Raw genomic sequence first — 24,785 nt, 5'->3', positions numbered from 1 at the left:
TCCCGTCCCGGTCCCGTCGCTCCGCCCTCGCCACCCATCTGCATCGTCTGCGCGCCATGGCGCACTGGAAAGCCGTGGCCGGCCTCGCAGCGTGAGCCCGTCACCCGGTTGAGTTCGCTTCGGTCGTCCGCGATTAACGTGACAACGCGGCCTTAGAAGCTGGCCCTACGGGGTTTTTTACGACGCTGACTTGTCGGGAGAGAGACGATCCAGCTGGGAGGCGGACCTATCGCCGCCTCTGTGGGATGTACCTCTTTCTCTCGAAGGCGAACCTATCAGTGTTTCCCTAGCGGGAGAGGCCTTACCAGTTGTAGCGCTGGCGGTAATAGCCCCGATCCCAGCCGTAATAACGGGGGGCATAATAAGCTGGCCGCGCATAGTAATGACGCGGGCGGTAATAGGCCCGTGGCCCATAATAGGCGGGGTAGCCATATCCATAGGCGGGGGTCGCTTTCGGCATGTGTTGCCCCTGATCGGACGTCAGCTTCCAGGCCCTGGTCGAAGGGGTAAAATCGACCCGCTGCAGATCTGGGAGCGCTCCAACCGGCGCTGATTTTATCGAGCCTTCAGCCATTGCAGGCCGACCCACAACCTGCAACGTTTCCGAGCGTATCGATCTTCGGGACAGCGCTATGGTTGATCATCCTAACGCCAAGGTGATGAGCGTCGTTGTCATGAACCTCGATGGAGAGAAGCGTGTGCTCATGGTGGACACGGATCTGAAGATGGATGGCGAAGACCCGGCCCATGAGCCAAATAAAATCTTCAGTTTACACAAGGCATGTCAGTCTTTTGTCGAAAAATCCCCAATCCTAGTCGATACGTATTTGATCAGGGCGTGGAAGTAGTCTTGGTCGGCTACGCTAGATCGAACAGTGGCAATACGTCAGCCCCCCTTTGCGGACATTGGCATCAAAAGTCGGAAGACCGGGCAATGAGTGATCAGACGACGTCAACGCGCGACGATGCTTTTTCTGAGCATGTGAGGCGCGTCCTACGCCACGTATGGGACCCGATAGGAGTCGGCGCGGAATTGCCCGACGATGAATACGACAGCTATCTGCCCGGCGTCGTCGCGCTCGTGCGGAGCTTGTCGGCATTCGAGGCAGAGATCGCAGCCCATCTTTCATGGATCGAGACTGGGATGATGGGCCTATCTCCCGAACCCGCACGGGTAACACGGGCGGCGGGGAAAATTCCGGCATGGCCTCAGTTGCCGACGGCCGCGCCAAGCAGATAGTCCTTCTGCAAAGCCTGATCCGATGACGGATAAAGCGCCTGGCATTCCGACCAGTAGCCGGACTTCGGCGCTCTGTTGTTGGGATCGGCGCAAATCGTGGCAAGTTCCGCCTGCCTTGATTGCGACGTCTGGCAGCCCGCAAGGGCGAGGCCGACCGAAAACACAACTGCGGCTAAGACGTACGTATTCATTGCAGCCTCCGATGGATGCAGCCTTGCAGCGTGCCGATTGATGCAGGACGTTCTTGGGAAAGGCTTTGATGAGCTTGGGGATTTGGATCCTGAGTGGCGGGCGGCCCATGCAAGGCCGCCCGCCATTGTCATCATCAAGTCATGCTGTGAGTTACTTCGCCATCGCCGCTCGCGCGGCCTCGATCTTCGCCTTCACGGCGTCAAGATTGAAGCTCGCACCCCTTTGCATCGGCGGGAACTCAACCGCCGTCATCGCCAGCTTCTCGACCTGCTGCTGAACGAAGACGAAGCGCCAGAATTCGTACTTGAACCACTGGAAGTACTCCTGCGAGCCGGACTTGGTCCCATTCTCGGGCCAGCCCGTGCGCTCGAACGGATCGAGGCGAAGGTTGGTCAAATAAGGTACGTCAACCTTGGTCTTGTCGCCGAGCCAGCCGCCGGGCTGGTCGATGAAGCGGTACTTGTAGTCCCCAATACGCACGGCGCCGAGTTCGCTTTCTCCAAAGTAATAGATTTCGTTGCGGTTTGACGGGCCTTTGCCGGTGATCATGTCCATCTGGTCATAGCCGTCCAGATAGACCTTGTAGGTCCGGTCGCCGATCTGCTTACCCTTCTTCAGTTCTTCGGTGATGTTGGGGTTTCCGGCTGCGGCCAGGAATGTGGGGAACCAGTCGAGCCCTGAGATGATACCGCTCTCGACCTTGCCCGCCGGCACTTTGCCCGGCCAGCGGATCATCGCCGGCGCGCGGAACCCGCCTTCCATGACGGTCCCCTTGCTCTGAGTGAACGGGGTCTGGCCGCCGTCCGGCCAGGTGAAGACCTCGGTGCCATTGTCGGTGGTGAACACCACGATGGTGTTGTCATCCACGCCCATATCCTTGAGCTTCTTCATCAGCAAACCGACATCGTCATCGAGCTGAGCCATGCCGGCCTCGTGGATGGACCAGCCATTCGTCGAGTTCCGCATCGCCTCGTATTTCGGCGAGAGATGCGTGACGATGTGCATACGGGTGGGGTTGAGCCAAAGGAAGAACGGCTTGTTGTCCGCCTTGGCCTTGTCGAGGAACTTGAAGGAAAGGTCGCGGATTTCGTCATCCACGGTTTCCATGCGCTTCGGGCACAGCTCTCCCGCGTCCGCGATCGTCTGCTTTCCGACCTTGCCCCAGCGTGGATCGACGGTTGGGTCGTCGGTGGTGCTCGCGAAGGAGTGGACCATGTTGCGCGGGCCGACCTGCGACCTGAGGTTCTGCGGGTAGTTCGGATGGCAGGGGTCTTCCATCGCGTCGAGGTGATAGAGGTAGCCGAAGAACTCGTCGAACCCGTGGACCGTCGGCAGGAACTCGTTCTTGTCGCCAAGATGGTTCTTGCCGAACTGGCCGGTCGCGTAGCCCATCCCCTGGAGCGCGGTGGCAATCGTAACGGCCTCTGCGGGCAGCCCGGTCGGGGCGCCGGCCTGGCCAACGGTGGTCATGCCGGTGCGGATCGGCAGTTCGCCTGTAATGAAATTGGCACGCCCGGCCGTGCAGCTCGCCTCGGCGTAGTAATCGGTGAACAGCATGCCCTCGGCGGCGAGCTTGTCGAGGTTCGGCGTCCGTCCCGCCATCATGCCGCGGTGATAGGCGCCGATGTTCCAGATGCCGATGTCGTCGCCCATGATGACGACGATGTTTGGTCGTTGCTGCGGTTGCGGTTGAGGCTGCTGCGCGGTCGCCGGCAGGCTCATCCCCGTTGTCAGGGCAATTCCTGCACACATACCGAGCCAATTGCGTCGCCAAATCTTCATGCCAGGCCTCCTATTGCGGGCGTCGCCGCCCGGGCGCACGCCTCGCGGAAGCGCGTTCGTCGGTCGGCGACGCTCTCGAAGAATGTACGCGGTGGCGATCGAACAGGGTCTACCGGGGAAATCAGGGCCGATCTACTGGACCATGGCCCAGTATCTACGTGCTCGCATGGGGGCCCTGGACCTCACCTTCTGCGAAGTGAATTTCTCACTTTCTGCTAACCGTCCCGACTATCACAACAGAATACCGTCCTCGAAAGCGTTGGAATCCCTGCATTTCCACTGCCATTCGGGTCAACCTTTGATGCTTAAATCTTGAAGGCATCGGCAGTTGCCGTAACCTACGGTTTTATGACAGTCATAAAACACGCGTAGGTCACTCAGCTATCAGCAGGCGGTGGTCTGGAGACATGGAATTCTCCCGTTATTGTTTTGCTTTTGTCGCAGCCCGCGGCTTCAAGGCGGGCGCCTCCATGGTCATTCTGCTCTTTAACGTGTCCCTTGTTTTTAATCTGTCCCTTGCGTTAAGCGCTCGCGCGGAGGACAGGCCACGACGCATCCTCATGCTGCACGCGTTCAACTACACGTTTCCTTCCACGACGATTGTCGGGGATGCCGCGCGGAAACGACTGCTCGAACGCTCGCCGCACAAACTCGAAATCGATGGGGAGTTTCTCGACCTCGCGCGTTCTTCAGACCCTGGCCACGAGGATCGCGTGGTCTCCTTCCTTCGTGAAAAATACGCCCACACACCGCCTGACATGGTGATGACACTGGGCAGCTTGGCCCTGCCGTTCATCGTCAAGCATCGCAACGCTATCGCGCCCGCAGTCCCGGTCGTCTTTACGGGGATCTCGCCGGCGACATATGCGGCTTCACGCGCGCCAAGCGACGTCACGGGGATCGTGACCGCATTTAATCTCGATAAGACCCTTGCACTGGCGGAGGCGCTTCAGCCCGACACGCGCCGGGTCGTGATGATTGCAGGCAGTGGCCTCGTTGACCGCCGGTGGCAGGCTGCGGCGCGGAGAACGATGGAAGGTCGGGGCAAGAAATTCGAGGCGACCTACCTGTTCGAGCTTTCCTACGAGGCGCTCGTCGCTGAATTGGCACGAGTGCCTCGCGATGCGATCGTCATCGTCCTGACGGTCTTCGCCGATAGCACGGGCAAGGCCTTCGTTCCCGTGGAAGTGGCCACCGCGCTGGCCGCGCTTTCTCCCGCTCCGGTCTATTCCCCCTACGACACCTATCTCGGCAACGGCACCGTCGGCGGCTTCATCGAGACATTCGAATCGGTCGGCGTAGCCGCAGCCGACCTCACGCTTGAAATCCTGGCCGGGAAGGATCCGGCCGCGCTTCAGCCTGGAACCAACCCTGGACAAGCGTACCGGGTCGATTTCAGGGCAATGGAGCGTTGGAATCTGCGCGAGCGCGATCTTCCGGCCGACACCGTCGTCTTGTTCGAGAATCCGACGATCTGGAATCAGCACCGCAATCTCGTGCTTGCCGCGATTTTCATCTCTGCCTTGCAGATGGCCGTTGCCGGCGCGTTGCTGATCCAGAGACGCAGGAGGCAGCGTGCCGAAGTCCTGCTCAAGGAGAGCGAAGAGCGCATGACCTTTACGGCCGCGTCCGTGAATCTGGGGCTCTGGCAGTTCGATCGCGAAACCAACGAATTATGGGCGACCCAGCACTCCCGGGCCCTGTTCGGTCTCGGCAATGACGTTCCGCTCACCCGCGATGCGTTCCAGACAGCAGTCCATCCTGAGGATCGCGAGACGGCCATCGCCTCGCTCAGCAAGGCGTCAAGCGATGATCAATCAGCGGTGACGGACGTTCGCGTTGTGCGGGAGGGAGTGCAGCGCTGGATCCGCATTCGGGCTCGGTCGCACCCTGACGACCAAGGCACTCCAAAGCAGTTGAGCGGAATTTTCATCGACATCACCGAAAACAAGACGGCGGAAATGGAGGCTGCCTTGCAGCGCCAGGAGGTTGCGCATCTCATGCGGGTCTCCGTGCTCGGCGAACTGTCAGGTGCGATCGCGCACGAGATCAATCAGCCGCTGACGGCCATCCAGTCGAATGCGGAAACCGGGTTGGACCTGCTTGCGATGGACTCACCGGACCTCGCAGAAATCCGCGATGTCTTTCAGGACATCGTCGACGACAACCGCCGTGCCAGCGAGGTGATCCAACGCCTGCGCAACCTGCTCAAGAAGGGCGAGACGACGCGGGTTTCGGTCGACGTCAATGAGCTGGTCACTTCGACGTTCGCATTGCTCAACAATGAATTGATCGGGCGCAGGATCAGCGTCAGACTTGATTTGGCAAGCGCTTTATCCCCGACGATCGGCGACCCTGTCCAGTTGCAACAGGTCCTGCTCAACCTTGTGGTGAACGCAATGGACGCGATGGCCTCAACGCCAACGGCTCAAAGGCTCCTCACGGTGTCGACGCTCATGACGGGGGCCGGTGTCATCGAGGTGCGCGTGAAAGATAGTGGTCCCGGCATCCAGCCTGCGGAAGAGCGCCGCGTCTTCGAGCCATTCTACACGACCAAGCCCCAAGGCCTGGGCCTTGGATTGGCAATCTGCGCGACGATCCTCGAGGCGCATGACGGTCACATCGAGCTCTCGAATGATGATTCAGGCGGTGCGGTCGCGAGGCTATCCATGCCGCCGCAGCCAACACAGATCGCAGCCAAGTGACCGGCGCAATGTTTACGGTCTTCCTCGTCGATGACGATGCCCGGGTCATCAAGTCTTTGTCGCGGCTCATGCGGGTGAAAGGCTACGATGCCGAGTGCTATACGTCGCCGCAGGAATTCCTGGACCGTCACGATGCGACGGTCCCTGGCTGCGCCATATTCGACATGTCGATGCCGGGTCTCGACGGCCTCGAACTGCAACACGCGCTGGGGGCGAGAGGGGCCCGCCGGCCGGTCATCTTTCTGACCGGCAAGGGCGACATCCCGACGACCGTGCGCGCCATGAAGGCCGGGGCCATCGATTTCCTGACCAAGCCGGTCAGCGTTCCGGACTTGCTAGCGGCGATAGAGCGAGCGGAGGAGGCGGACGCCCAATCTCGGCAGACTCAAGCCGAGCTGACCTCGATCGAAGGCAGAATCGCGACTTTGACCCCCCGCGAGCGGGAGGTGCTCACTCATGTCGTGGCCGGAAGGCTCAACAAGCAGATAGCCTACGATCTTGGGACGGTCGAAAAAACGATCAAGTTTCACCGTGGCTCGATCATGAAGAAGCTCGGTGTCCGCATGGTCGCCGATCTCGTGCGCCTGGCTGAGAAGGCTGGCCTGTCGAAATAGGCGCCATGGGCCATGCCTGGTACTGGCCCAACGGTCAGGTCGACAACCGTTAACCGCCGACACACCTTGTGCGTCATGGCGGAAGGATTCCCTTGGATCGCAATCGTGGACGATGATCCGTCCGTCGTGAAGTCCCTGAGCCGGACATTGCGCGTGCACGCGTTTCAAACCAAGGCCTACAGGTCAGCGCGGGAATTTCTGGCGGCCTTACCCAATGGGACACCCGCCTGCCTGATCGTCGACGTACAAATGCCTGGGATGACCGGCCTCGAGCTCATCCATCATTTGACGACCGCCGGTATCCACATCCCGACGATTGTGATCACCGCTCAGAGCGATCTCAGGGTGCGCGAGCGCCCTGAAGCCGCAGGCGTCATCGCCATTCTTTCGAAGCCCTTGCGAAATACGGCACTGATCGCCGCTATTGACGCAGCGATTGGAACGGAAAAAGACCCCGATCAGGAGCCATCGTAGCTCGTCTTGTTGAGCATAGCCGAAAGCTGAACCTAGCCGTCAATCCGCCTCGGGTGCGGAATCACGACAGATTGCCGGAAAGATGACGTATCGCGGTGGCTGCGCGCGATCTTGGAGTGCGCAGACCTGACCTCGGCAGCGAGCGAATGAGCGACGGCGATGGCGCATTTCGTAGGTCTGGACGTGTCGGTGCAGGAGACGGCGGTGTGCGTCGTCGACGAAGCCGGCAAGGTTGTGTTCGAGCGGAAGGTTGCGACCGAGCCGGACGATCTCGTCGGGCTGCTCACGTCCATCAGTGGCGGCTATGGCCGGATCGGGATTGAGCCCGGTCCGCTCTCGCAGTGGCTGGTGAACGGCTTGGCGGAAGCAGGCCTGCCGGGGCTCTGCGTCGAGACGCGGCACATGAACTCGCTTCTAAAGGCGCAACAGGTCGACAAGTCGGACCGTCACGACGCACGTGGCATCGCGCAGATGATGCGCGTCGGCCTGTTCAAACCTGTACTCGTCAAGACGCTGGCGAGCCAGGAGAGGCGGATGCTGCTGACCAGCCGGAAGCTCCTGCAGCGCAAGATGCTCGACATCGAGTTCGACCTGCGCGGCACCTGCCCATCCATGTTCTCTCGCGTCTGTTCCGTCGCCGCTTCCTCGAACGGCTTGCCCAGGCGCATGAGGCAGGCGAGCTCGCCTTCTTCGGCGACCTGGCCGCGCTCAATGGGTCCAAGGCGTTCGCCAGCGCGCTGGCCGGGCAGCGCAGGGTCAACTGGATCGTCTACGCCAAGCCGCCCTTCGGCTCGCCGGAGCATGTGCTGGCCTACCTTGGGCGGTACACTCATCGTGTCGCCATCGCCAACAACCGCCTGGTCGCCGCAGATGATGACGGCGTCGCCTTCCGCTGGCGCGACTATCGCCATGGCAACGCCGCCCGGACCATGAGGCTCGATCCCGCCGAGTTCATCCGCCGCTTCCTGCTGCACGCACTGCCCGACGGCTTCCACCGCATCCGCCACTTCGGCTTCCTCGCCAACGGCCACAGGCGCTCCAGGCTTGTCTTCATCCGCCAGGCCATCGCCGCAACCGCCAGCAGGCGCACCAGCGACCATGACGCCAGCATCCAGGGGGCCGCCCGTCCATCGCGCCCGGCCTTCGATCCGGCGCTTTGCCCGTGCTGCGGCGGCGCCATGCGCGTCATCGCGACCCTCCCGCGCTGCCGGCCTTGCCCGGATACGTCATGACCAGAGGCCATCGGCATCGCAGTCCCGATCCTGTTGCCCTGCACGCCACTGCGTCGCGGCGAGCAATGCCCTGCGCCCGGCTCTGTCCCACAGCCATCAGGCGGATCATCGACGCTCCCGTCGCGCCCGCGCCCCCATGGCTCCCGGCCGCGCACTGCTCTGCCGCCGGCAGCGTCCGTCAGCCCGCTCCCATCAGGACTGCGATCGGTCCTGTCGGAGACCCCTTGAGCAGCGGCCCCAAGGCACAAAACCCATAGGCCCTCGCGCCGGCGGCTTCGTTCAATCCGGCTTCAATGAGGTCGCGCGCCGCGCCTCGCTCCACGATCAGTGCCGCGCGACCTCACAGAACCCTCCAGATTCACAACTGTCGAGATGTCTGATTCATGGGGTTCCGTGTTGAGACGCGGAGCCAATGATGGGGATCGCTACGAGCTGAATGAGGCAGCGCCGCGATGGGGCGGCGGTTCATGCACCTCCGGACATCTCGAAACCCACGATCGACGTCTTCAATTCATCTCGTCCCGATCGGTCCCGGGAAATGGTGAAAGGCCCATTCCCATGGCCGGGGCATTGAAAAGCCGGAGCGGCGGCATCGGGAGGAGTATCGAAGGGGAATAGGGGTAGCCCGTACAGTGCGAGTTCTATGATTTAAGGGGAAGCCACCAAAGTTCGCTCCCGTTTTCTGGCCGGCCATCCGTCGTTCGCCGGCCAGAAACCTCGTTTCTTAACTGGCAGCTTTGGATTGGTGCTGCCGCGCGATCAGGTTGAGCGCATTCAGCGTCACTTGCGCCGCCAGCAGCGCCGACATGCCTCCGACATCATGCGGCGGGCTGACCGTGTTGATGTTGACGCCCACCAGATTGAGCCCGGCGCAGGCCTCCAGCACCGCCAGCCCCTCGCGCGAGGTCGCCCCGCCCCAGGTCGGCGTGCAGACGCCCGGCGCGACCGAGGGGTCGAAGAAGTCCATGTCGTAGGAGAGGTACACCGCTCGGTCGCCGATATGCGCGCGGATCTCGGCGAAGACGTTGGCGATGCCGCGTTCCAGCAGTTCGGCGAGCGGGATCACGTTGTAGCCGAGGCTGCCCCCGTATTCGCCGACGCCGGGCAGCATCGTCGTGCCGCGCATTCCGACCTGGTAGGAGCGGGCCGGGTCGACGAGCCCTTCCTCGACGGCGCGGCCGAAGGCGGTTGCGGTGTTGTAGCCCTCGATCGGGTAAGCGTCGGTATGGGCGTCGATATGGACGGTGACGAGATCGGGATAGACACGGTGCAGCGCCCGCATCTCCGGCAGCGCGATCGCTCCGTCGCCGCCGAGCGTCACCGCCACGGCCCGCGTCTCGGCGATGGCGCCGACCGCGGCCTCGATCGCGACATAGGAGGCTTCGAGATCGCCGGGGCTGACCTTCGCATCGCCGACATCGACAACGCCGAGCGCCTCCAGTGGGTTGATGCCGTTGACGAAGTCGAAGGCTCGCAACAGCAGCGACTGCTCGCGTATAGAGGACGGCCCGAGCCGCGAGCCGACGCGCTGCGGATGCGTCCCGCAATCGAAGGGCAGGCCGAGGACTACCGCCTTGGCGTCGCCGATCTCGGTGCGATGTGGGACGCCCATGAAGGTCTGGGCCAGCGAAAACGGCGCCGTTGTCATCGATAATCCTGTGTCTTGGTCGGAAAGGCAGGGGCGGGCGGCGCGATGCCGCCCATCGTGGGTCGAGGCTCAGGAGGCGATCGCGTCCATGTAGCGGGCGAGGATCGTGGCGTAGTGCTGCGCGTACCACTCGTTGTCGACGGCGACCTGGCGCGCGAAATTCTCGGGCGATCCGCAGTCGAGCGCCTTCATCTCGGCCGGTACCATCGCGGCGGCGGCCGGGTTGACCGGCCCGTTGCCGACGCGCTTGAACAGTTCGACCTGGCTCTTGGGATCCTGCGCCGAGGCGATGAACTTCCAGGCGCCGGCCTTGGCCGGGTTCCCCTTCGGCACGATCCAGGCGCCGGGAAAGAGGATGCCGTCCTCGAAGGTGAACTTGATGTGGTCGCCAACTTCCTTGGCGAGCAGCATCGAGCGCGTGTGCCAGAGATTGCCCATCACGACCTCCTGGTTGCGGAAGAGCTGCTGGCTCTCCGCGCCGGTGGTCCAGAAGATCGTGTGCTGCTTGATCTCTTTGATCTTGGCGAGCGCCCGGTCGACATCGATTGGGTAGATCTTGTCGCGGCTGACGCCGTCGGCGAGCAGCGCCGCCTCCAGCATGCCCTCGATATTATTGCGCAGCGTGCGTTTGCCCGGGAATTCCTTGACGTTCCAGAAGTCTTTCCAGTTCTTCGGCACCGGTCCTTTCAGGGCCTTCGCGTCGTAGGTCAGCACGAAGGAATAGAGATAGGCGCCGACGCCCCAGTCCGAGCGATGCGCGGCGCGGACCTTGTCCTGCGCGACGATCGACCAATCGACCTTTTCCAGGAGGTTCTGGCGTCCGAGCTCGATCGAGGCCGGCACGGTGCGGTCGCAGACGTCCCAGGTCACGGCGCCGCTCTCGACCATCGCCTTGATCTTGCCGGAGCTCGGCCCCGAGCCGTTGATCAACGCCTTCGCGCCGGGATTGGCGGCGTTGAAGGGCTGGGCCCAGATAGCGTCATAGGCCGGCACGGCATCCCCGCCCCAGTTAACGACGACGATCTCGCCGGTCTGGGCATGGGCCGGCGTGAGGCGCAGGCCCACCGGGATCGCTCCCAGCATGGCGAGCGCCTGCAGGAAGCGGCGGCGATGCACGCGCTTGCCCTCGGTCTGCCTGCGCAGGATCGCGAGGCAGTCGTCACGGAATTCCTGATGCTCTCTGGTCATGCTGGTCTCCCCTCTGTTGTCAGGCTTTTGCGGAGGCGCTGCGCAGCGCCGAGATCGCGACGGCGGCGAAGGTCAGGACGATCATCACCGTGCCGAGCGCAGCGATGGCCGGGTCGATATTGTCTGCCAGCCCCTCCCAGATCCGGCGCGGCAGGGTCGTCACGGCGCGGCTGGTGACGAAGAGCGCGACGATGGTCTCGTCCCAGGAAGTGATGAAGGCAAAGGCGGCGCCTGCAACGATGCCGGCGCGGATCTGCGGCAGCACGACCCAGCCCATCGCCTGCCGCGCATTGGCGCCGAGGCTGCGTGCCGCCTGTTCCAGCCGCGGATCGACATTGGACAGCGTGCCGGCGACGGTAAGCACGACGAAGGGCAGCCCCTTCATCGCGTGGATCAGGATCAGCCCGAGATAGGTGTCGAGCAGTCCGAGCGTGGCCCAGGCGCGGTAGAACGCGACCGCATGCACGATCGGCGGCACGATGATCGGCGCCAGCAGCAGGAGGCGCAGGCGCCGGGCGAGCGGCGCTCCCAGCCGCCAGGCGCCGACCGCGAAGGCGACGCCGAGCACGGTCGCAAGCACTGTCGCGCCGATACCGACGATCAGGCTGTCGACGATACTCTTCGTCCAGCGGCCGTCGGTCGCGAGGCTGCCGTAATGGCGAAATGAGATCGATGTACTCGGCAGCGAGAGATAGCGCTCCGGCGTCAGCGAGATCGGGATGACGACGAGGATGGGCAGCAGCAGGAACGAGGCCGCGAGCCAGGCGACAATCCGGTTGAGCGAAAGCCCGGTTGAGTTCGAGGGGACGCTGAGCGCTGCCATGGTTACTTCCTCAGCGCCTGTTCGACGTCCATGAAGCGGCTGAGCCACATCACGAGCAGGAGCACGGCGCCGAGCAGCACGGTCGCCAGCATCGCCGCCAGCCCCCAGCGAAGCGTCTCGGAAATCTGTACGCTAATGAACTCGGCCACCATGATCGTGCGCCCGCCGCCGAGGATGGCCGGGGTGATGTAGAAGCCGAGCGAGAAGATCATCACGATCACGCCCGCGCCGATCAGGCCGGGCAGGCTGAGCGGCAGGAAGACCCAGCGGAAGGCCTGCCCCGGCGTCGCCCCGAGCGCGCGCGCCGCCGGCACCAGCCGGTCGTCGATACCGCGCAGGCTCGTGTAGAGCGGCAGGATCGCGTAGGGCAGCATGTAATGGACCATGCCGATGAGCACGCCGAGCTCGTTGCGCACGAGGCTGAGCGGGCTCTCGATCAGGCCGGTCGAGAGCAGGATCGAATTGACCAGCCCCTTCGACTGCAGCAGCGCGACCCAGGCGAAGGCGCGGATGAGGGCGCTGATCCAGAAGCTCGCCACGACGATGCCAAGCAGGATCTTGCGCTCGCGCGGCCCGCATTGCAGCAAGGCGTAGGCGACGATGTAGCCGATGGCCAGCGCCAGCACGGTGGTGATCGCCCCGATCCGAAGCGTCGTCCAGAGCACGCGCTGCACGGCGCCGTTGTTGACGAGTTCCGCATAGTTGGCGAGGCCGGGCCTGGGCACGGTGAAGCTCAGCACCAGCACGTTCAGCACCGGCGCGAGGTAGAACAGCGCCAGGAAGACGCAGGGCGCCAGCAACATCAGCCAGTAGAGCCGCTCGCTTCCGCCGGTGCTGGTGGCGGCGGAAGCGCTCACGGCGAGGCCTCGCTGCCGCACACGAGGATCGCCGCATCCGGCGCCCATGAGGCGACGATCTCCTCGCCCTCCGCGAAGCTGCGCTGCCCGGCCGGAACCGTCGCGAGCAGCGTCTCGCCATTCGTTAGTTTGACCTCGACCTCGACGGCCGCGCCGAGATAGGTGATGTCACCGACCCGACCGCGGACTTGGCAAGGCGCGGCCTCGGCGCTGGCCGCTGACGCGGCAAGCCTGATTTTCTCAGGCCGGAGGGCAGCGACCGCTGCTTCGCCGGCACGCGCCGCGATGCCGTTTACTACGGCCGTCGCGGCGAAGCCGGGCATATGGATCTCGACGTGCCCACCGCTGATCGAGGCGATCTTGCCGCGCAGGAAATTGCTCTTGCCGAGGAAGCCCGCCACAAACTCGGTGGCCGGCCGCTCGTAGAGCTCGGCTGGCGGGGCGATCTGGAGGATGCGGCCGCGGTCGAGGATGACGATGCGGTCCGACATCGTCAGCGCCTCCTCCTGGTCATGCGTGACATAGATGAAGGTCGAGCCGACCTCGCGATGGATCGACCGGAACTCGGTCTGGAATTCCTTGCGCAAGGCCTTGTCGAGCGCACTCAGGGGCTCGTCGAGCAGGAGCAGTTCCGGCGCGAAGACAAGCGAGCGGGCAAGCGCGACGCGCTGCTGCTGCCCGCCCGACAATTGGCGGGGATAGCGATGTGCGAAGGCCTGCAGCTTCGCCGTCTCCAGCGCGGCCACGATCTTCGGCCGGGCCGCCTCGCCGGTGATGCCGCGTGCTCTCAGCGGAAAGGCGACATTGTCGTAGACGGTGAGGTGCGGGAACAGCGCATAGCCCTGGAAGACGACGCCGAAATTGCGCCGCTCGGGCGGCAGCGCCGTCACGTCGCGGCCGTCGAGCACCATGCGGCCGCTGCTGGGTGCGACGAAGCCGGCAATGCTCATCAAGATCGTCGTCTTGCCCGACCCGGAAGGGCCGAGCAGCGTGATGAACTCGCCGGCCTTGATCGTCAGATTGGTCGGTTCGAGCGCGACGAAATCGCCATAGCGCTTCTCGACCTTGTCGAGGACAAGCGAGTCTTTCACCGATGCGGTCCCATTCCCCGTTGCCGTTTAGGCTTGGCTCCATGGTCCCGTTTTCCCGGCTTACGTCAAAAACGAAATGAGTTAAAAGATATAAATCTGGATTATAACTCGATGGCGGAGACGGGCTTGGATACGCGGCACCTCGAGGCCTTTCGTGCTGTCATCGAGACTGGCTCGATGAGCGCCGCGGCGACCCTGCTGGCAAAGTCGCAGCCGGCGATCAGCAACCTGATCACTCGGCTTGAGGACGAGCTCGGCGTCTCCCTGTTCGAGCGCAAAAAGGGCAGGTTGCAGGTCACGCCCGAAGCGACGCTGTTCTACGAGGAGGCGCGTCGCGCTCTCGGGGTGCTCGAACGCACCCGCCAGGTCGCACGGGATCTCAAGAGCCTACGCTCGGGAACGCTGTCGCTGGCGAGCCAGCCCGGCCTCGCCACCTATGCCCTGCCGCCGATCATCTCCCGGCTCCTGAGGCGCTGGCCGGACGGCACGGTGCGCTTCATCACGCGCTCATCGCCGACCGTGCGCGATCTCGGCCGCATCGAGGCCTTTGATATCGGTTTCGCCGAGCATCCGATCGAGAGCCCGGCCTCCGTCATCGAGACGATCGAAGTGCCCTGCGTCTGCATGATGCCCGCCGATCATCCGCTCGCAGCCGAGTCGGTCATCACGCCGGCCCATCTCGACGACGCCCCCTTCATCTCGCTTTATGCCGATCATTTCCTGCACGAGGCGATCGAACGCGCCTTCGCCGAGCATTCGGCGCGGCTGCGCATGGCCGTTCATGTCGAGTTTTTCGGCACCGCTTGCGCGCTGGTCATGGAAGGCGTCGGCGTGACCATCGTCGACGTCGTCACCAGCCTGCATTTCCAGAAGGTGGGACTGATCGCGAAACCGTTCCTTCCGAGGCTCGATTATCGCTATGCGATGTTCCAGCCGGGCGTGCGTTCACTTTCACGAATTGCGCGTGAGTTTGTGGATGCATTCAGGGAAGAGAACACTCGCTTAGTTCGGGCTAATTCTCCCTACACGGGAGCCTAATCCAAGTGAGCACAGGACGTCCCCGTCCCCGGAATTCGCTCTGCGCTTCAAAAATTAAGCCCACAGTTCTGTGAACGGCGGGCCTCTGACTATCGTCAGGACTAGACGGCTCCGGCCATCGCCGGGAAACTGGCTTTGCCCTCCTGTCGGTTGCGGCCGGTACATCCGCGGCAACGCATCCAACCGGAGAGCAGGCAGGTGCGATGATGGCACCGCGCGGACACCGAGATGGTGACGGCTTTGGTTCCTGCAAGGCGGCGGGAAATTGGCAACGATCTGTTTCAAGTTCGACGAGCTACGGCGGGGGGTATTCAAGCTCTATCAGGACCGGGGCGTGGTCACTGGTATGCTCCCAGCCTCGCGGCGAACGCCGAATCTCCGCACGCTTGAGTGATGCAGCCAAAGCGGGGCTTAGCAGGAAGTGGTCGATCCGCGGTCCCGCGTCGCGTTCAAACGAGTTGCGCCAGTATTTCCAAAACGTGTAGATGCGCTCGTGGGGGTGGAGGTGCCTGACGGCGTCAACCCACCCCTGTTCAAGTAGTTTGGCGTATGCCTTCCTCACCTCGGGGCGAAAGAGAGCGTCCTCCTTCCACCGCTCAGGCGCATAGACATCCAGCGCCGTCGGCATGACATTGAAGTCACCAACGAGCGCAACCGGCACGTCGAGTGATAGTATCTCCTCGGCGTAGCTTTGCAATCGATCAAACCAGCGAAGTTTGTATTCGAACTTGGGCCCAGGGGCGGGATTGCCATTGGGAAGATAGAGACACCCTATCAGCATCCCGTTCACCGCCGCCTCGATGTACCGGCTATGGCTGTCATCGGGATCACCGAGAGGGCGGCCGCGCTTTGCGAGGATGGCGACACCGTTCCAACTCTTCTGGCCCTGCCAAACCGCCGCATAGCCGGCTTGCTGCAGCTCACGCTCCCGAAAGCGATCGTCGGAACATTTCAGCTCCTGCAGACAGACTACGTCGGGGTTGTCCTGCTTCAGCCACCGCAGAAGAACCGACAAGCGGCCGTTGATGCCGTTTACATTGTAGGTCGCGATCTTCAATGACGGCTCTCCTCCTAGCCGGGAATCTCTCCACATAGCTCAGGGGTTTCGGCCCTTTCCCGCCGAGCGTCAGAGGTTCCCGCGCAGGAACGCCTGTGCTCACGATATCGCATCCGGCCAACTCGCGAGAGAAAGTCCGTGTCCTTCGCCTGGATAGATATGGCTTTGGACATGTCCCCGTTACTTTTGATCAGCCTCTCGATGGCCCCGGCGTCTGATACCGGGACCACATGGTCGGCATCCCCATGCAAAATGAGGGTCGGTGTCGGACCGAAACACCGAGGGCGGCTGAGCCACGGCCAGGGCAAGCATCCCCGCAATCATAATCTAAACCCACGAATCGACATCGGGCAGCCGAGGCCGTTTCATTTGAGTTGCGCCAGGCTAAGGAACTGGTCCTTGGGAAAGCCATTAAAAACAAATTTTGTACTTATGTTCCTTTTAGGTATCTGGCTGCGTCAGCCGGCCGCTTGGCTTGGTGCTTCCTCTTGAAACCGGCCCGCTGCTCTGAAAAGGGTGGCGAGCCTTTTTGCGTTTTGGCGGAACCCTCCGTTTCCATGCGCGTTCAGCCGACAGTACCCATGACCCCTGACTGGGCCCGCTGTGGGAGTACGCCGCGGGCCCTTTTTTGGGCTCAGGGTTGCGGAGGACAGCCATGGCGACGGGAACGGTGAAGTGGTTCAATCCCACCAAGGGATTTGGTTTTATTCAACCTGACGACGGCGGGCACGATGTGTTTGTTCACATCAGCGCCTTGGAGCGTGCGGGATTGCGAGAGCTGCGCGACGGACAAAAAATCGCCTACGAGCTCGTTCCCGACCAACGCTCGGGAAAAACCTGTGCCGAGAACCTCAAGCCGGAATAAAGCCCGCTGCTTGGACGGCGTGCTGTTCCCTCAAAGGCCACACGACCTACGGCCCCGCTGCGATTTTCCTAGGGGGATCCCTTCCCTCTCCTGGCATCGCCCTCAAGTACAATAGAGGATCCGATACCTTGGTGGGAGGATGGCCCCTTCGGAACGCGCTCGTGAATGCCATGACGCCGATCCAGAAACGTGGACTGACACGTCTTATGCTGCGGCTGCCTGGTTTGCGTGACGGCTTCGAACAGACGTCTGATGAGATCTTTTTCGATATCTGTGAGGCCTATGAGCTGGCGTGGATCGGGCTCGATTTCTGGACCCGGTCGGAAGCGCCAGAACGCGCCGAGCGGATTATGGAATACGAAGAGTTGGCGGCCTCTTTGGAGTCGGAGGCGCTTATTAGAGGAAGGAAATCCTGAGACGCCGGCGCGCGGGCACGGCCTGGGGCCTCGCTGCTCCCGCCGGATCAGCGGGCCCACACTCAGCCCGTCATTTTGATGAGCCGCAGTCGCTCGATCTGAACTTTGAGCGCAGCAACCACGCCCTCGCCGCGAATGCCCCTGATGCCTTGGCTTTTGCGGTCCTCGGCGCCGGGGACGCCGTCGAGGATTTCGGCGCGCTTCGCCTCTGGGAGGGAGAGCAGATATTCGACCTCGCATTCCTGCCGCCACTCCCCGGAATCGGAGAGAACCTCTCGACCGAAGAGATGGGACCACACGACGCGAGGTGAGGAGCCTGGCGCGGTGCATCTCCAGGGTTGCCCCCAGACTGGTCGATCGCAATGCGTTCATCGACGCAGGCACCGCATCCTGCCTGGACTCAACTCATGGAGCCGATCGCCGGTTCCGCGCCGACGAAACAATTTCGCTCGCGCCCGGAACCCGTAGAGGACGCTGCGCGTTCTTGTATTAGCCCAAGAGGGGTGAACTGGCCTGCTGTGTGAGGACGCGGCGGGCCCTTTTTTCGTTCCTCGTCGACGGAACAGCCGAGGGGCAAGTTTGTTTCTCTGGCGTGCTGGCCACCACTACGGCCTCGGGCCTCGCCGCAGCCTGACGGGTTTGCCCGGAGCGGAAAGAAGAGCCCCAATGACAGCAATCGATCGGCATGACCGGCCGCTTGACGCTGTTGAAACCAAAACGGCGAACGGGGGTCAGACGCGCTTCAATGAATATTCACCTCGCGTTCGAGGGGGCTCATTTGCCTCAGTATTGTTTAGTCGTCATCGCGTGGCTTATGCTCATCGCTTACGTCGCTTTGTGTCTCTACAATTGGTTCAGCCATTGAAAGCTTAAGCGTCGATGTCGCTAATTGGGAGCCAAGGTGATTGCGCCCGGCTGATTGGTTCCCGCCGAGCGCCGTCGGTTGCTCCAGCGGGAGGTCGGCGGGGTGGTGTCCTCCATTTTCCGCGACATGGATCAAGCGGTGGCTGTTCATCGCGCGTCGGGCACGGTCAAGGACTGGTCGCTCCGCAGGCGGCACTTCTGGCGGATTTTTTCGGCGCCAACCTGCTGTTCTTCCCAGCATTTCCTTGGCCTTGACGTGGACTATCCGGATGCCTTCGCCGGCTGGCATTTCTGGTCGTCGATCGGCTCCTACATCTTCGCTGCGGCTTGCTGATCTTCTTCTACGGCGTCAATCGTCGCCTTCTCGAAGAAGCAGCTCGCCGGGACAATCCGTGGGGCGAAGGTCCAATGACGCTGGATGGACCCTGTCCTCGCCTCCGCCGTCCACCAGTTCGAGACCCTGCCGCGCATCGTCGGCTGGGACCTCTGTCCATATTTTCACGCACTCTGCAGTCCGCCGCGCAGCTGCCCCATCCGCCGCGTGGAGGTGCACCTCCATGAGGAGCGGGACGAGGCGATAGCCAACCTATGATCCCGCCCCCACGGTAGCATCCTCGGCCGGGGCGACGGAGAAATTCATATCCGACAAAAGCTCTTTCACGAAGGGAAGCCGGTTGATTCTGTTGACGATCGCTTCGGCAGCACGAGAAGGCATCATGTCCCTCAAGATCGCAGGCCAGGTCGCGAACGCGCTTTCTACGGTTCTTTTGACTTCGTGGATGACCACGCCCGACGGGACTTCAAGAAGGCCCGCCGCGCGCTCGAAACGGCGGAGCGTGAGCGAATCGGGGTTACTTGTTCTCATGAACGACAAGGCGAGTTCGGCGTCGCCAAAGACGACGGTGGGCACGACGTCGTAGGCGGGGCTGAGCGCGATTCCACCGCCTTCGGGGTAGAGGAACGACCAGTTTTTAAGGTGCGCGTCGCCGTTCCCGATCAGCATGTTACATACGGAACGGCCGATGGCTTCCACGAGCTCCCCTCGACTGTCGGTGGCGAACCGACGGACGATGTTGAGGACTGTTTCTTCGTTTGCCCGCGTATACTTCTGATCTCCGAGAGCCCCGGTAATCTGGGCAAAGTCCTCCATCTGAACGCGGAGGCCGTTGGGCCCTCTATCGAAGCGGGTCACTGCAAGACAGGTCGACCCGTGTTCCAGGTATTCCTCTGGCAGGCCTTCCACCGCGGAGGACGGGACGAGGCGAGTCAGAGCCACGCGTCGCCCCGTGGCGGCGACCATTGTCATCGCGGCATGCTCCATCTCCGGCAGGTCGCGGTACTTCTTATGTGGTACTTTGAGGATAACGTCCCCAACCTCCTCACCGAACATCGGGAGCGTCAGGCGGTCGTTTCGAGCCTTCATCGAAAATTTCAGTTGAACGCCGGCAAGCGAAAAGCGAAGGGACGGGCCCCTAGGCCAAGGGGAGTCTGTTGCAGGAGATTCGGCGTCTACGAAACCGCCTTGGGTGGCGCGGCGCGCGGTGAGAGCGCCGGGCAGGTCCATTCCCAGGCGGGCAAGGACGTCGAAGTGATCAGTGCGGCCATGCCCGAGTTCCTTCTCTACGAGCTCCCGCAGCGCTCCTTCGGGCAGGAGATTGTCGAAGAAGGGCGGCAGGTAGCCATTCGTGCCGATCTTGTCCGCTCTCCTGGTCAGCCGCTGCATCGTGGCTTCCTCGGATTGCCCCGTCCATGACAACGATACGAGCGGGCGGACCGGTCCCATGGCGAGATATGCATCGTCGGGGAAGAACGATGTTATGCGCTGGCTCCGATCTCGAACGATTATGCCAATTTTTAGCTCTCGCCGTGTGTCGGGGCGCAGATAGACTTCCAGCGTGTCAGCGGGGGGCATGGCCAACATCGTTCTCGGGATCGTCATCACCCTCGATCAAAATCTCGTCGAGTAGGCTCGACGGCGTCGTGGGGACAGATGGTAATGCGGACGCCCGGTCCCCTGCCAAGCCGAGTGCCTCAGCTAAGCGTTCACGGGGTACGAAAACGATTTCCAGCCCCAGGGCTTCTCCAAGGTCGAGGAGGTTGTCAATGGATGGATTAGCCCTGCCGCTCTCGATTTCACTCAGGCGAGCAGGGTCGCGCCCGACGCGTTTCGAAAGTTCGCGAAGGGTCCACCCACGTTGGTCGCGATTCCGTTCGATCTGGTCACCTAACCGGCGACGGGCCTCGTGGCTGCGTTGCGACATTCCGCAAATTCCCTCGACTTTTGCGATATAGCGCATGTCGGTTAGAAGTCAATGGAAGATTGCGAAATAACGCAATTAGCGCCATTTTTTGCGATATACAGCAATATATCAGAAAGCTGGCGCGTAGGGGACCGAGGCGATTCACAAGCCATTCGATCCGTGATTAAGAGGGCAGATCGGTCGATGGCGCCAGCGTGCTCGCTGCTACTATCCGGGCAAGAGCGGAGCGTTGGCTAACTCGTCTGGAGTCGGTCCTCATCCGCTAATGATGTCGGCGAGGTCTTCAATGGCTCTCGCGAAAAGCTCCACGTCGCGCGTCTGATAGACCTTGCCCCTCATCCTCCGGCCGCGTCCTCATCCGTAGAAAGATCCCGCCGCTTGGAAACGCCGGCCGCCTGAGCAAGCTCGGTTCGGTGCTTCCCATATTCGTCACTGGTTAGCCCTGTGCGTCGTTTCCCGTGATGCTGTTTCGAAGCTCGATTGGGTTGGCGATGGTGCGGAGCGTCTTGAAGCCTTCGCCGGTGCCATGGATCGTCACGTTGCCATAGTCGAGCATGCGCCCCAAGATTGATTGATCGATCTGGACGCTTTCGACCTTGTCCATGTTCATCTCGGTGGTCTCCCGCTGGATGAGGCCTTTCTTGTAGATGACCCGTCGGTTGGTGACTGCGATCTCGGTGACCCACGAGTGGAACCATTGCTGAATCAAGAGGACCGCCGCAACGAGTGCGAGGGCGTATCCCGCATACCGCCAGACTCCTGGCATGAACTGCGTAGCGCTGAGCCAGAAAGCGACCGCCGCTAGGAGTGCAACCGTAATACCGGGCGAGTACACTATCCAATGAATGGACGAGATGTGCCGGACCTGTTCATTGGGCTGCAAGACGCGCTGAACGTAGCTCATGAAAATGGGTCTCCTTCAGCAGCATAGGCAACGCCACCCGATATTCCAACCACGGTGGGGACCGTTGTGGCAGGTGCAGAAGATTTTTCGACAATGACGGTCTCGCGCGCGTTGAAGAGCGACAGCGTCATCCTCGAAGCAACGCGCAAGCGCATCGCCCTTCTCCTCATAAAACGCCCCGTAGTGGCGCATCTTGTCCTCGTCGAGCGCGACGCCGAGGCCCGGCCCGGTCGGCACGCGGATGGCGCCGCCCTCGTACTTCATCAGCCCGCCCTCGGTGATGTCGTCGGTCAGGTAGTGGTAATGGGCGTCGCCGGCGAAGCTCATCTCGGGGATCGTCGCGGCGGTGTGCAGCATCGCGGCGAGCTCGATGCCGAACTCGGCCCCGGAATGCATCGCGACGCCGAGCCCGAAGGTGCGGCAGACCGCCGACAGGTCCTTCACCCCGCGCGGACCCTCCCAGTAGTGGATGTCGGTCAGCACGATATCGACGGCGCCGAGTCGGATGGCGGGGCCGAGATCGTCAAATTTCGCGGGATACATATTGGTGGCGATGGGCGTGCGGACCGCCTTGCGCACGGCGGCATTGCCCTCCAGTCCCCAGGCGGGGGCGATCTCATGAGAGAGGAGATCTTCGGCCCCATTGCGATGTTGTTCAGGGCTGAGGACATCGACGACGCGATCCGGATCGCGAATGCCATTCCCTATGGACTGGGCTCGTCGGTCTGGACGAATGATGTCGGCGAACAGGAGCGGTTCGTGCGCGAGGTCGAGGCTGGCATGACTGCGATCAACCAGATGCTCGCCTCCTCGCCCGAGGTGCCGTTTGGCGGCGTGAAGACGTCTGGTCACGGACGAGAACTCGGAGCTCACGGTCTTCACGAGTTCATGAACCTCAAATCCGTCATGCGCCCGAACTGAGCACACTGCGCTCTCTTTATCGATGAGCATTCGGCACGGGATTCGATAGGTAAGGCCCGCTGTTCTCTTCTAACATGCTGGCGGCCGCCGCCGACGTACCAGTGATGAAAAGGGCCCTGACGAGTCCAGATGCCTCATTCGCCTGCCTCCTTCGAGTGCGCTGACGCCGTCGAGCTTGCGAAAGGGCTGATCGGAGCGCTCCTGCTTGTTGACGGTGTGGGTGGCACGATCGTCGAAACCGAGGCCTATCTTCGTGACGATCCCGCATCACACAGCTATCGCGGCCGCACTCCCGCCAACGCAACGATGTTTGGCAATTCTGGGCACGCCTATGTCTACCGCTCCTACGGCTTGCATTGGTGTTTCAACGTCGTCGCGGAGGGCCATGGCGCCGTTTTGATCCGCGCGATAGCCCCGGAGGTCGGCATCGATAAGATGATCATGCGGCGAGGGACGGAGAGAAACCTCTGCTCCGGACCCGGGCGGCTGGCAAGGGCGCTTGGAATAACCGATGTCTACAACGGCCTGATTTTGACGGAACCCCCTTTCTTCGTTCAAGCCCCGAGTGAAAGGCCCTCACTCGTGAGCGGCACTCGCATAGGCATTTCCAAAGCGCCCGAGCGGCCCTGGCGCTTCGGTCTGCGTGATTCACGCTTCTGGAGCCGCCCCTTTACTCCACAGCAGCCTAGAAACGCCGGGAAAACCGACGAGAGGTGATGCCGGGGCTGACGAAAGCCCTTGGGGGTGAAGAACTCTCGGTCAGGCGCATCCCTCGGGAACATCGGGGCGAGCCAACCGTCTCCCTTGCAAGAGCATCGCGGCACATTCTATGGGCAAGGGCTCTGGGAAACCATCGGAGGTCTCGAATATGGGCGACCCTTCCAACAATGATGCCAGCAAAACTGCGGAACGGGCTCATCGGCAGAGTGAAACGCCGGGGGGGGCAGGCGATAATGCCCATGCACGCAGAAGACCATTCGAATGCCCATCCCGCCGCAGAGACCCCAGTCGAGGGACGACAGGGTTTTCTCGGCCGCCCGGTTCTTGCTGTGCTCATCGGCGGCTTGTTATTGGTTGGCCTCGCGTGGATCATCGTGCACTACGCGACGAGGTAACCAATGGGAATGATCCTCGCTTCCGGCACGGATCTACGCATCCGGTGCCTTGCCGCCAGGCTCGGCGGCAACAGGCGGCTGATCGTGTAACAGTCGACTTTCGAGCAAGCGTCGCATTGCCAGAGCATTCTTGGGCGCAAAACCTTCATAGTCGTTGTTGAAGTAGATCCACGCTCTCCTGGCACCGCTTACTCGGATTTTGTTGGCCCAGATTTTCAGTTCGTCGTCTGAATAATCATGTCGGTACCATCGTTGCGGACCATGGAGACGAAGGTAGATTTCATCGGCTGTCCGCACCAAGTCATCCGGAAGGCGCGGTCCGCTGCATGAGCAGAAGATCGTGCCCGTCTCACGAAAAGCCGAGTACACCGTTTCATTCCACCAGCTCGCGTGACGGAACTCCACGACATTGCGCCGCGCCGGATCGAGCTGGCTCAGAATCCTGGTCAGCCTCACTTTGGTGAACTTGTAGCTCGGCGGAAGCTGGAAAAGGAAGCAGCCCATTCGTTCCCCGAGAATGTCGGCTATCGCCCCAAAATCCTTTACGAGGGTCTTGGTGCCCTCAAACCTTTTGATATGAGTGATCAGCTCACATACTTTGATCGTATAGATGAAATTGCGGTCTCCAGGTTGACGACGCCAGCTTCTCACGTTGGCAACGGTTGGCCATGAGTAGAATGACGCGTTGATCTCAACAGTATCGAACTGTTCCGCGTAGTGACTGAACCATTCGCCTGTAGGCATCTGCTCCGGGTAGAATTTTCCACCCCATTTCCAGTAGAACCATCCCGAGCAGCCGACATAGACGGATGCCTCCAAACAGGAGGTATTCCCCCTCTCCGCAACTGTCCCCGCCAGGCGAGCGGCATGCATTTTTTTTGCGCGCCCAATGTTCTCTGTCCGCTGTTTCTCTCTGCGCAGCCGGCGCCGTTCACGACGCTCATCGGATCCAGGTGCTTTCCGCTTCGCGACTTGCGTATCCATCATTGTCCTGACCGGCCGTTATGCGGGTGAAGCTGGGTGGGCAGTTTGGGGTTTTGCTAGCGCAGCAGTCCCTGCGCCTCGAAGACATCCCAGCCATCCAATTGCGACCGCGGTGCGTCCTCCCGGGCCTTCCTGGTGCCGCCGGCCTTGCCCCGAGGCTTGCTCGCACGCGTCTGTGCGGCCTTCCCCGCCGCGCGCCGCCGGGTTTCGGCGAGCGCCTGCGCATCCTGCTCTCTCCAGATGGCCGGCAGGTCCCCATCAAGCACGGCCTCGATCTGCCGCGGGTCGAAGACGTGGAACGTCACGGCCTTTGCGCGCCCGCGCAACTTGACAGTGCGTGTCCCGATGCTCTTGAGGCGACCGTCTTTCACCCACTTGTGACGCTCGCGGGAAGAGATCGTCAAAATATCCTCCGCCTCACTTGGAAGTGTGGGCAGCCCTGCGATCCCGCCCAGCACCTCGGAGATCACGCCGAGGCGACCCTGAACGCATCTGTCTCGGCCTCTGACATGCG

General features: G+C 62.0%; 26 protein-coding genes and 3 pseudogenes. 13 read left to right on the top strand and 16 right to left on the bottom strand.

Features of this window, described 5'->3' with window-relative positions; genetic code table 11:
* A pseudogene (locus tag AB4099_RS33500) lies at positions 1-95 on the top strand (IS6 family transposase); the annotation flags it as partial.
* A 206-nt stretch (positions 96-301) separates the two neighbouring features.
* On the opposite strand, the gene AB4099_RS33495 reads toward AB4099_RS33500, so the two are convergent.
* Complete coding sequence (locus AB4099_RS33495) at positions 302-460, bottom strand: hypothetical protein (RefSeq protein WP_441481259.1); 159 nt, start codon at positions 458-460, stop codon at positions 302-304.
* A gap of 172 nt (positions 461-632) precedes the next feature.
* Here AB4099_RS33495 and AB4099_RS33490 point away from each other — a divergent pair, with 172 nt between their 5' ends.
* The gene (locus AB4099_RS33490) at positions 633-848 is read left to right on the top strand and encodes a hypothetical protein (RefSeq protein ID WP_441481258.1); all 216 of its coding nucleotides are present in this window, start codon (positions 633-635) and stop codon (positions 846-848) included.
* Between the two features lie 361 nt (positions 849-1,209).
* Here the strand turns inward: AB4099_RS33490 and AB4099_RS33485 are convergent, their stop codons facing one another.
* Complete coding sequence (locus tag AB4099_RS33485; protein ID WP_441481257.1) at positions 1,210-1,431, bottom strand: hypothetical protein; 222 nt, start codon at positions 1,429-1,431, stop codon at positions 1,210-1,212.
* Positions 1,432-1,582: 151 nt separating this feature from the next.
* Complete coding sequence (locus AB4099_RS33480; RefSeq protein WP_441481264.1) at positions 1,583-3,184, bottom strand: arylsulfatase; 1,602 nt, start codon at positions 3,182-3,184, stop codon at positions 1,583-1,585.
* Between the two features lie 437 nt (positions 3,185-3,621).
* Here AB4099_RS33480 and AB4099_RS33475 point away from each other — a divergent pair, with 437 nt between their 5' ends.
* The 5 genes and pseudogenes from AB4099_RS33475 to AB4099_RS33455 form a co-directional block, all read left to right on the top strand.
* Positions 3,622-5,919 (top strand): sensor histidine kinase, encoded by a 2,298-nt coding sequence (locus AB4099_RS33475; protein ID WP_441481256.1) that lies wholly within the window; start codon positions 3,622-3,624, stop codon positions 5,917-5,919.
* A gap of 8 nt (positions 5,920-5,927) precedes the next feature.
* On the top strand, positions 5,928-6,533 hold the full coding sequence (locus AB4099_RS33470; RefSeq protein WP_441481255.1) for a response regulator transcription factor: 606 nt from the start codon (positions 5,928-5,930) through the stop codon (positions 6,531-6,533).
* A gap of 105 nt (positions 6,534-6,638) precedes the next feature.
* Positions 6,639-7,007, top strand: coding sequence for a response regulator transcription factor (locus tag AB4099_RS33465; protein ID WP_441481254.1), 369 nt, complete (start codon positions 6,639-6,641; stop codon positions 7,005-7,007).
* 159 nt (positions 7,008-7,166) lie between these two features.
* Positions 7,167-7,571, top strand: a pseudogene (locus tag AB4099_RS33460) (IS110 family transposase); the annotation flags it as partial.
* Positions 7,572-7,594: 23 nt separating this feature from the next.
* A pseudogene (locus tag AB4099_RS33455) lies at positions 7,595-8,239 on the top strand (IS91 family transposase); the annotation flags it as partial.
* A 724-nt stretch (positions 8,240-8,963) separates the two neighbouring features.
* Here the strand turns inward: AB4099_RS33455 and AB4099_RS33450 are convergent.
* The 5 genes from AB4099_RS33450 to AB4099_RS33430 all read right to left on the bottom strand — a co-directional run bounded on the left by AB4099_RS33450 (position 8,964) and on the right by AB4099_RS33430 (position 13,846).
* Positions 8,964-9,887, bottom strand: coding sequence for an arginase family protein (locus AB4099_RS33450; protein ID WP_441481253.1), 924 nt, complete (start codon positions 9,885-9,887; stop codon positions 8,964-8,966).
* Between the two features lie 69 nt (positions 9,888-9,956).
* Positions 9,957-11,075, bottom strand: a complete 1,119-nt coding sequence (locus tag AB4099_RS33445) for an ABC transporter substrate-binding protein (RefSeq protein ID WP_441481252.1) — start codon at positions 11,073-11,075, stop codon at positions 9,957-9,959.
* A gap of 19 nt (positions 11,076-11,094) precedes the next feature.
* Positions 11,095-11,898 carry an ABC transporter permease gene (locus AB4099_RS33440; protein WP_441481251.1) on the bottom strand — a complete coding sequence of 268 codons (804 nt, stop codon included), beginning with the start codon at positions 11,896-11,898 and terminating at the stop codon, positions 11,095-11,097.
* Between the two features lie 2 nt (positions 11,899-11,900).
* Positions 11,901-12,755 carry an ABC transporter permease gene (locus AB4099_RS33435; RefSeq protein WP_441481250.1) on the bottom strand — a complete coding sequence of 285 codons (855 nt, stop codon included), beginning with the start codon at positions 12,753-12,755 and terminating at the stop codon, positions 11,901-11,903.
* Positions 12,752-13,846, bottom strand: coding sequence for an ABC transporter ATP-binding protein (locus AB4099_RS33430; RefSeq protein WP_441481249.1), 1,095 nt, complete (start codon positions 13,844-13,846; stop codon positions 12,752-12,754). The genes AB4099_RS33435 and AB4099_RS33430 overlap by 4 nt, the downstream gene beginning before the upstream one ends.
* Before the next feature lie 33 nt (positions 13,847-13,879).
* On the opposite strand from AB4099_RS33430, the gene AB4099_RS33425 reads away from it, so the two are divergent.
* Positions 13,880-14,884 carry a LysR substrate-binding domain-containing protein gene (locus AB4099_RS33425; RefSeq protein ID WP_441481248.1) on the top strand — a complete coding sequence of 335 codons (1,005 nt, stop codon included), beginning with the start codon at positions 13,880-13,882 and terminating at the stop codon, positions 14,882-14,884.
* Positions 14,885-15,179: 295 nt separating this feature from the next.
* On the opposite strand, the gene xth is transcribed toward AB4099_RS33425, so the two are convergent.
* Positions 15,180-15,941 carry an exodeoxyribonuclease III gene (xth, locus tag AB4099_RS33420; RefSeq protein WP_441481247.1) on the bottom strand — a complete coding sequence of 254 codons (762 nt, stop codon included), beginning with the start codon at positions 15,939-15,941 and terminating at the stop codon, positions 15,180-15,182.
* A gap of 655 nt (positions 15,942-16,596) precedes the next feature.
* Here xth and AB4099_RS33415 point away from each other — a divergent pair.
* On the top strand, positions 16,597-16,806 hold the full coding sequence (locus tag AB4099_RS33415) for a cold-shock protein (protein ID WP_441481246.1): 210 nt from the start codon (positions 16,597-16,599) through the stop codon (positions 16,804-16,806).
* A 161-nt stretch (positions 16,807-16,967) separates the two neighbouring features.
* A complete protein-coding gene (locus tag AB4099_RS33410; RefSeq protein WP_441481245.1) occupies positions 16,968-17,222 on the top strand; it encodes a hypothetical protein in 255 nt (84 codons plus the stop codon).
* 62 nt (positions 17,223-17,284) lie between these two features.
* On the opposite strand, the gene AB4099_RS33405 is transcribed toward AB4099_RS33410, so the two are convergent.
* The gene (locus AB4099_RS33405; RefSeq protein ID WP_441481244.1) at positions 17,285-17,521 is read right to left on the bottom strand and encodes a DUF7696 family protein; all 237 of its coding nucleotides are present in this window, start codon (positions 17,519-17,521) and stop codon (positions 17,285-17,287) included.
* A 644-nt stretch (positions 17,522-18,165) separates the two neighbouring features.
* Here AB4099_RS33405 and AB4099_RS33400 point away from each other — a divergent pair.
* Positions 18,166-18,420, top strand: a complete 255-nt coding sequence (locus AB4099_RS33400) for a hypothetical protein (RefSeq protein ID WP_441481243.1) — start codon at positions 18,166-18,168, stop codon at positions 18,418-18,420.
* A 252-nt stretch (positions 18,421-18,672) separates the two neighbouring features.
* Here the strand turns inward: AB4099_RS33400 and AB4099_RS33395 are convergent, their stop codons facing one another.
* From AB4099_RS33395 to AB4099_RS33380, 4 genes are all read right to left on the bottom strand, one after another.
* Positions 18,673-19,998 (bottom strand): type II toxin-antitoxin system HipA family toxin, encoded by a 1,326-nt coding sequence (locus AB4099_RS33395; RefSeq protein ID WP_441481263.1) that lies wholly within the window; start codon positions 19,996-19,998, stop codon positions 18,673-18,675.
* The gene (locus tag AB4099_RS33390) at positions 19,985-20,383 is read right to left on the bottom strand and encodes a helix-turn-helix domain-containing protein (protein WP_441481242.1); all 399 of its coding nucleotides are present in this window, start codon (positions 20,381-20,383) and stop codon (positions 19,985-19,987) included. The genes AB4099_RS33395 and AB4099_RS33390 overlap by 14 nt, the downstream gene beginning before the upstream one ends.
* Before the next feature lie 400 nt (positions 20,384-20,783).
* Complete coding sequence (locus tag AB4099_RS33385; RefSeq protein ID WP_441481241.1) at positions 20,784-21,251, bottom strand: PH domain-containing protein; 468 nt, start codon at positions 21,249-21,251, stop codon at positions 20,784-20,786.
* Positions 21,252-21,266: 15 nt separating this feature from the next.
* Complete coding sequence (locus tag AB4099_RS33380) at positions 21,267-21,848, bottom strand: enolase C-terminal domain-like protein (RefSeq protein WP_441481262.1); 582 nt, start codon at positions 21,846-21,848, stop codon at positions 21,267-21,269.
* Between the two features lie 21 nt (positions 21,849-21,869).
* Here AB4099_RS33380 and AB4099_RS33375 point away from each other — a divergent pair, with 21 nt between their 5' ends.
* Positions 21,870-22,172 (top strand): aldehyde dehydrogenase family protein, encoded by a 303-nt coding sequence (locus tag AB4099_RS33375; RefSeq protein ID WP_441481261.1) that lies wholly within the window; start codon positions 21,870-21,872, stop codon positions 22,170-22,172.
* A gap of 129 nt (positions 22,173-22,301) precedes the next feature.
* Entirely contained in the window at positions 22,302-22,889 is a 588-nt protein-coding gene (locus AB4099_RS33370) for a DNA-3-methyladenine glycosylase (protein ID WP_441481240.1), read from the top strand.
* Between the two features lie 431 nt (positions 22,890-23,320).
* Here the strand turns inward: AB4099_RS33370 and AB4099_RS33365 are convergent, their stop codons facing one another.
* Complete coding sequence (locus tag AB4099_RS33365; protein ID WP_441481239.1) at positions 23,321-24,271, bottom strand: DUF72 domain-containing protein; 951 nt, start codon at positions 24,269-24,271, stop codon at positions 23,321-23,323.
* A gap of 56 nt (positions 24,272-24,327) precedes the next feature.
* Entirely contained in the window at positions 24,328-24,741 is a 414-nt protein-coding gene (locus tag AB4099_RS33360) for a hypothetical protein (protein WP_441481238.1), read from the bottom strand.
* Positions 24,742-24,785 lie beyond the last annotated feature (44 nt).

This window comes from Allobosea sp. 2KB_26 (assembly GCF_052115715.1).
Classification (GTDB): Bacteria; Pseudomonadota; Alphaproteobacteria; order Rhizobiales; family Beijerinckiaceae; genus Allobosea.
The sequence above is the reverse complement of the archived record's forward strand: the minus strand, read 5'-3'. Positions and strand labels throughout refer to the sequence as shown.

What these genes read in the sequence shown, in the direction of transcription:
- AB4099_RS33450 (WP_441481253.1), bottom strand. Translation starts at nt 9,887, where the DNA reads ATGACAACGGCGCCGTTTTCGCTGGCCCAGACCTTCATGGGCGTCCCA.
- AB4099_RS33495 (WP_441481259.1), bottom strand. Translation starts at nt 460, where the DNA reads ATGCCGAAAGCGACCCCCGCCTATGGATATGGCTACCCCGCCTATTAT.
- AB4099_RS33375 (WP_441481261.1), top strand. Translation starts at nt 21,870, where the DNA reads ATGAGAGAGGAGATCTTCGGCCCCATTGCGATGTTGTTCAGGGCTGAG.
- AB4099_RS33365 (WP_441481239.1), bottom strand. Translation starts at nt 24,271, where the DNA reads ATGGATACGCAAGTCGCGAAGCGGAAAGCACCTGGATCCGATGAGCGT.
- AB4099_RS33390 (WP_441481242.1), bottom strand. Translation starts at nt 20,383, where the DNA reads ATGCGCTATATCGCAAAAGTCGAGGGAATTTGCGGAATGTCGCAACGC.
- AB4099_RS33480 (WP_441481264.1), bottom strand. Translation starts at nt 3,184, where the DNA reads ATGTGTGCAGGAATTGCCCTGACAACGGGGATGAGCCTGCCGGCGACC.
- AB4099_RS33395 (WP_441481263.1), bottom strand. Translation starts at nt 19,998, where the DNA reads ATGCCCCCCGCTGACACGCTGGAAGTCTATCTGCGCCCCGACACACGG.
- AB4099_RS33370 (WP_441481240.1), top strand. Translation starts at nt 22,302, where the DNA reads ATGCCTCATTCGCCTGCCTCCTTCGAGTGCGCTGACGCCGTCGAGCTT.
- AB4099_RS33385 (WP_441481241.1), bottom strand. Translation starts at nt 21,251, where the DNA reads ATGAGCTACGTTCAGCGCGTCTTGCAGCCCAATGAACAGGTCCGGCAC.
- AB4099_RS33440 (WP_441481251.1), bottom strand. Translation starts at nt 11,898, where the DNA reads ATGGCAGCGCTCAGCGTCCCCTCGAACTCAACCGGGCTTTCGCTCAAC.
- AB4099_RS33415 (WP_441481246.1), top strand. Translation starts at nt 16,597, where the DNA reads ATGGCGACGGGAACGGTGAAGTGGTTCAATCCCACCAAGGGATTTGGT.
- AB4099_RS33490 (WP_441481258.1), top strand. Translation starts at nt 633, where the DNA reads ATGGTTGATCATCCTAACGCCAAGGTGATGAGCGTCGTTGTCATGAAC.
- AB4099_RS33445 (WP_441481252.1), bottom strand. Translation starts at nt 11,075, where the DNA reads ATGACCAGAGAGCATCAGGAATTCCGTGACGACTGCCTCGCGATCCTG.
- AB4099_RS33475 (WP_441481256.1), top strand. Translation starts at nt 3,622, where the DNA reads ATGGAATTCTCCCGTTATTGTTTTGCTTTTGTCGCAGCCCGCGGCTTC.
- AB4099_RS33485 (WP_441481257.1), bottom strand. Translation starts at nt 1,431, where the DNA reads ATGAATACGTACGTCTTAGCCGCAGTTGTGTTTTCGGTCGGCCTCGCC.
- AB4099_RS33470 (WP_441481255.1), top strand. Translation starts at nt 5,928, where the DNA reads ATGTTTACGGTCTTCCTCGTCGATGACGATGCCCGGGTCATCAAGTCT.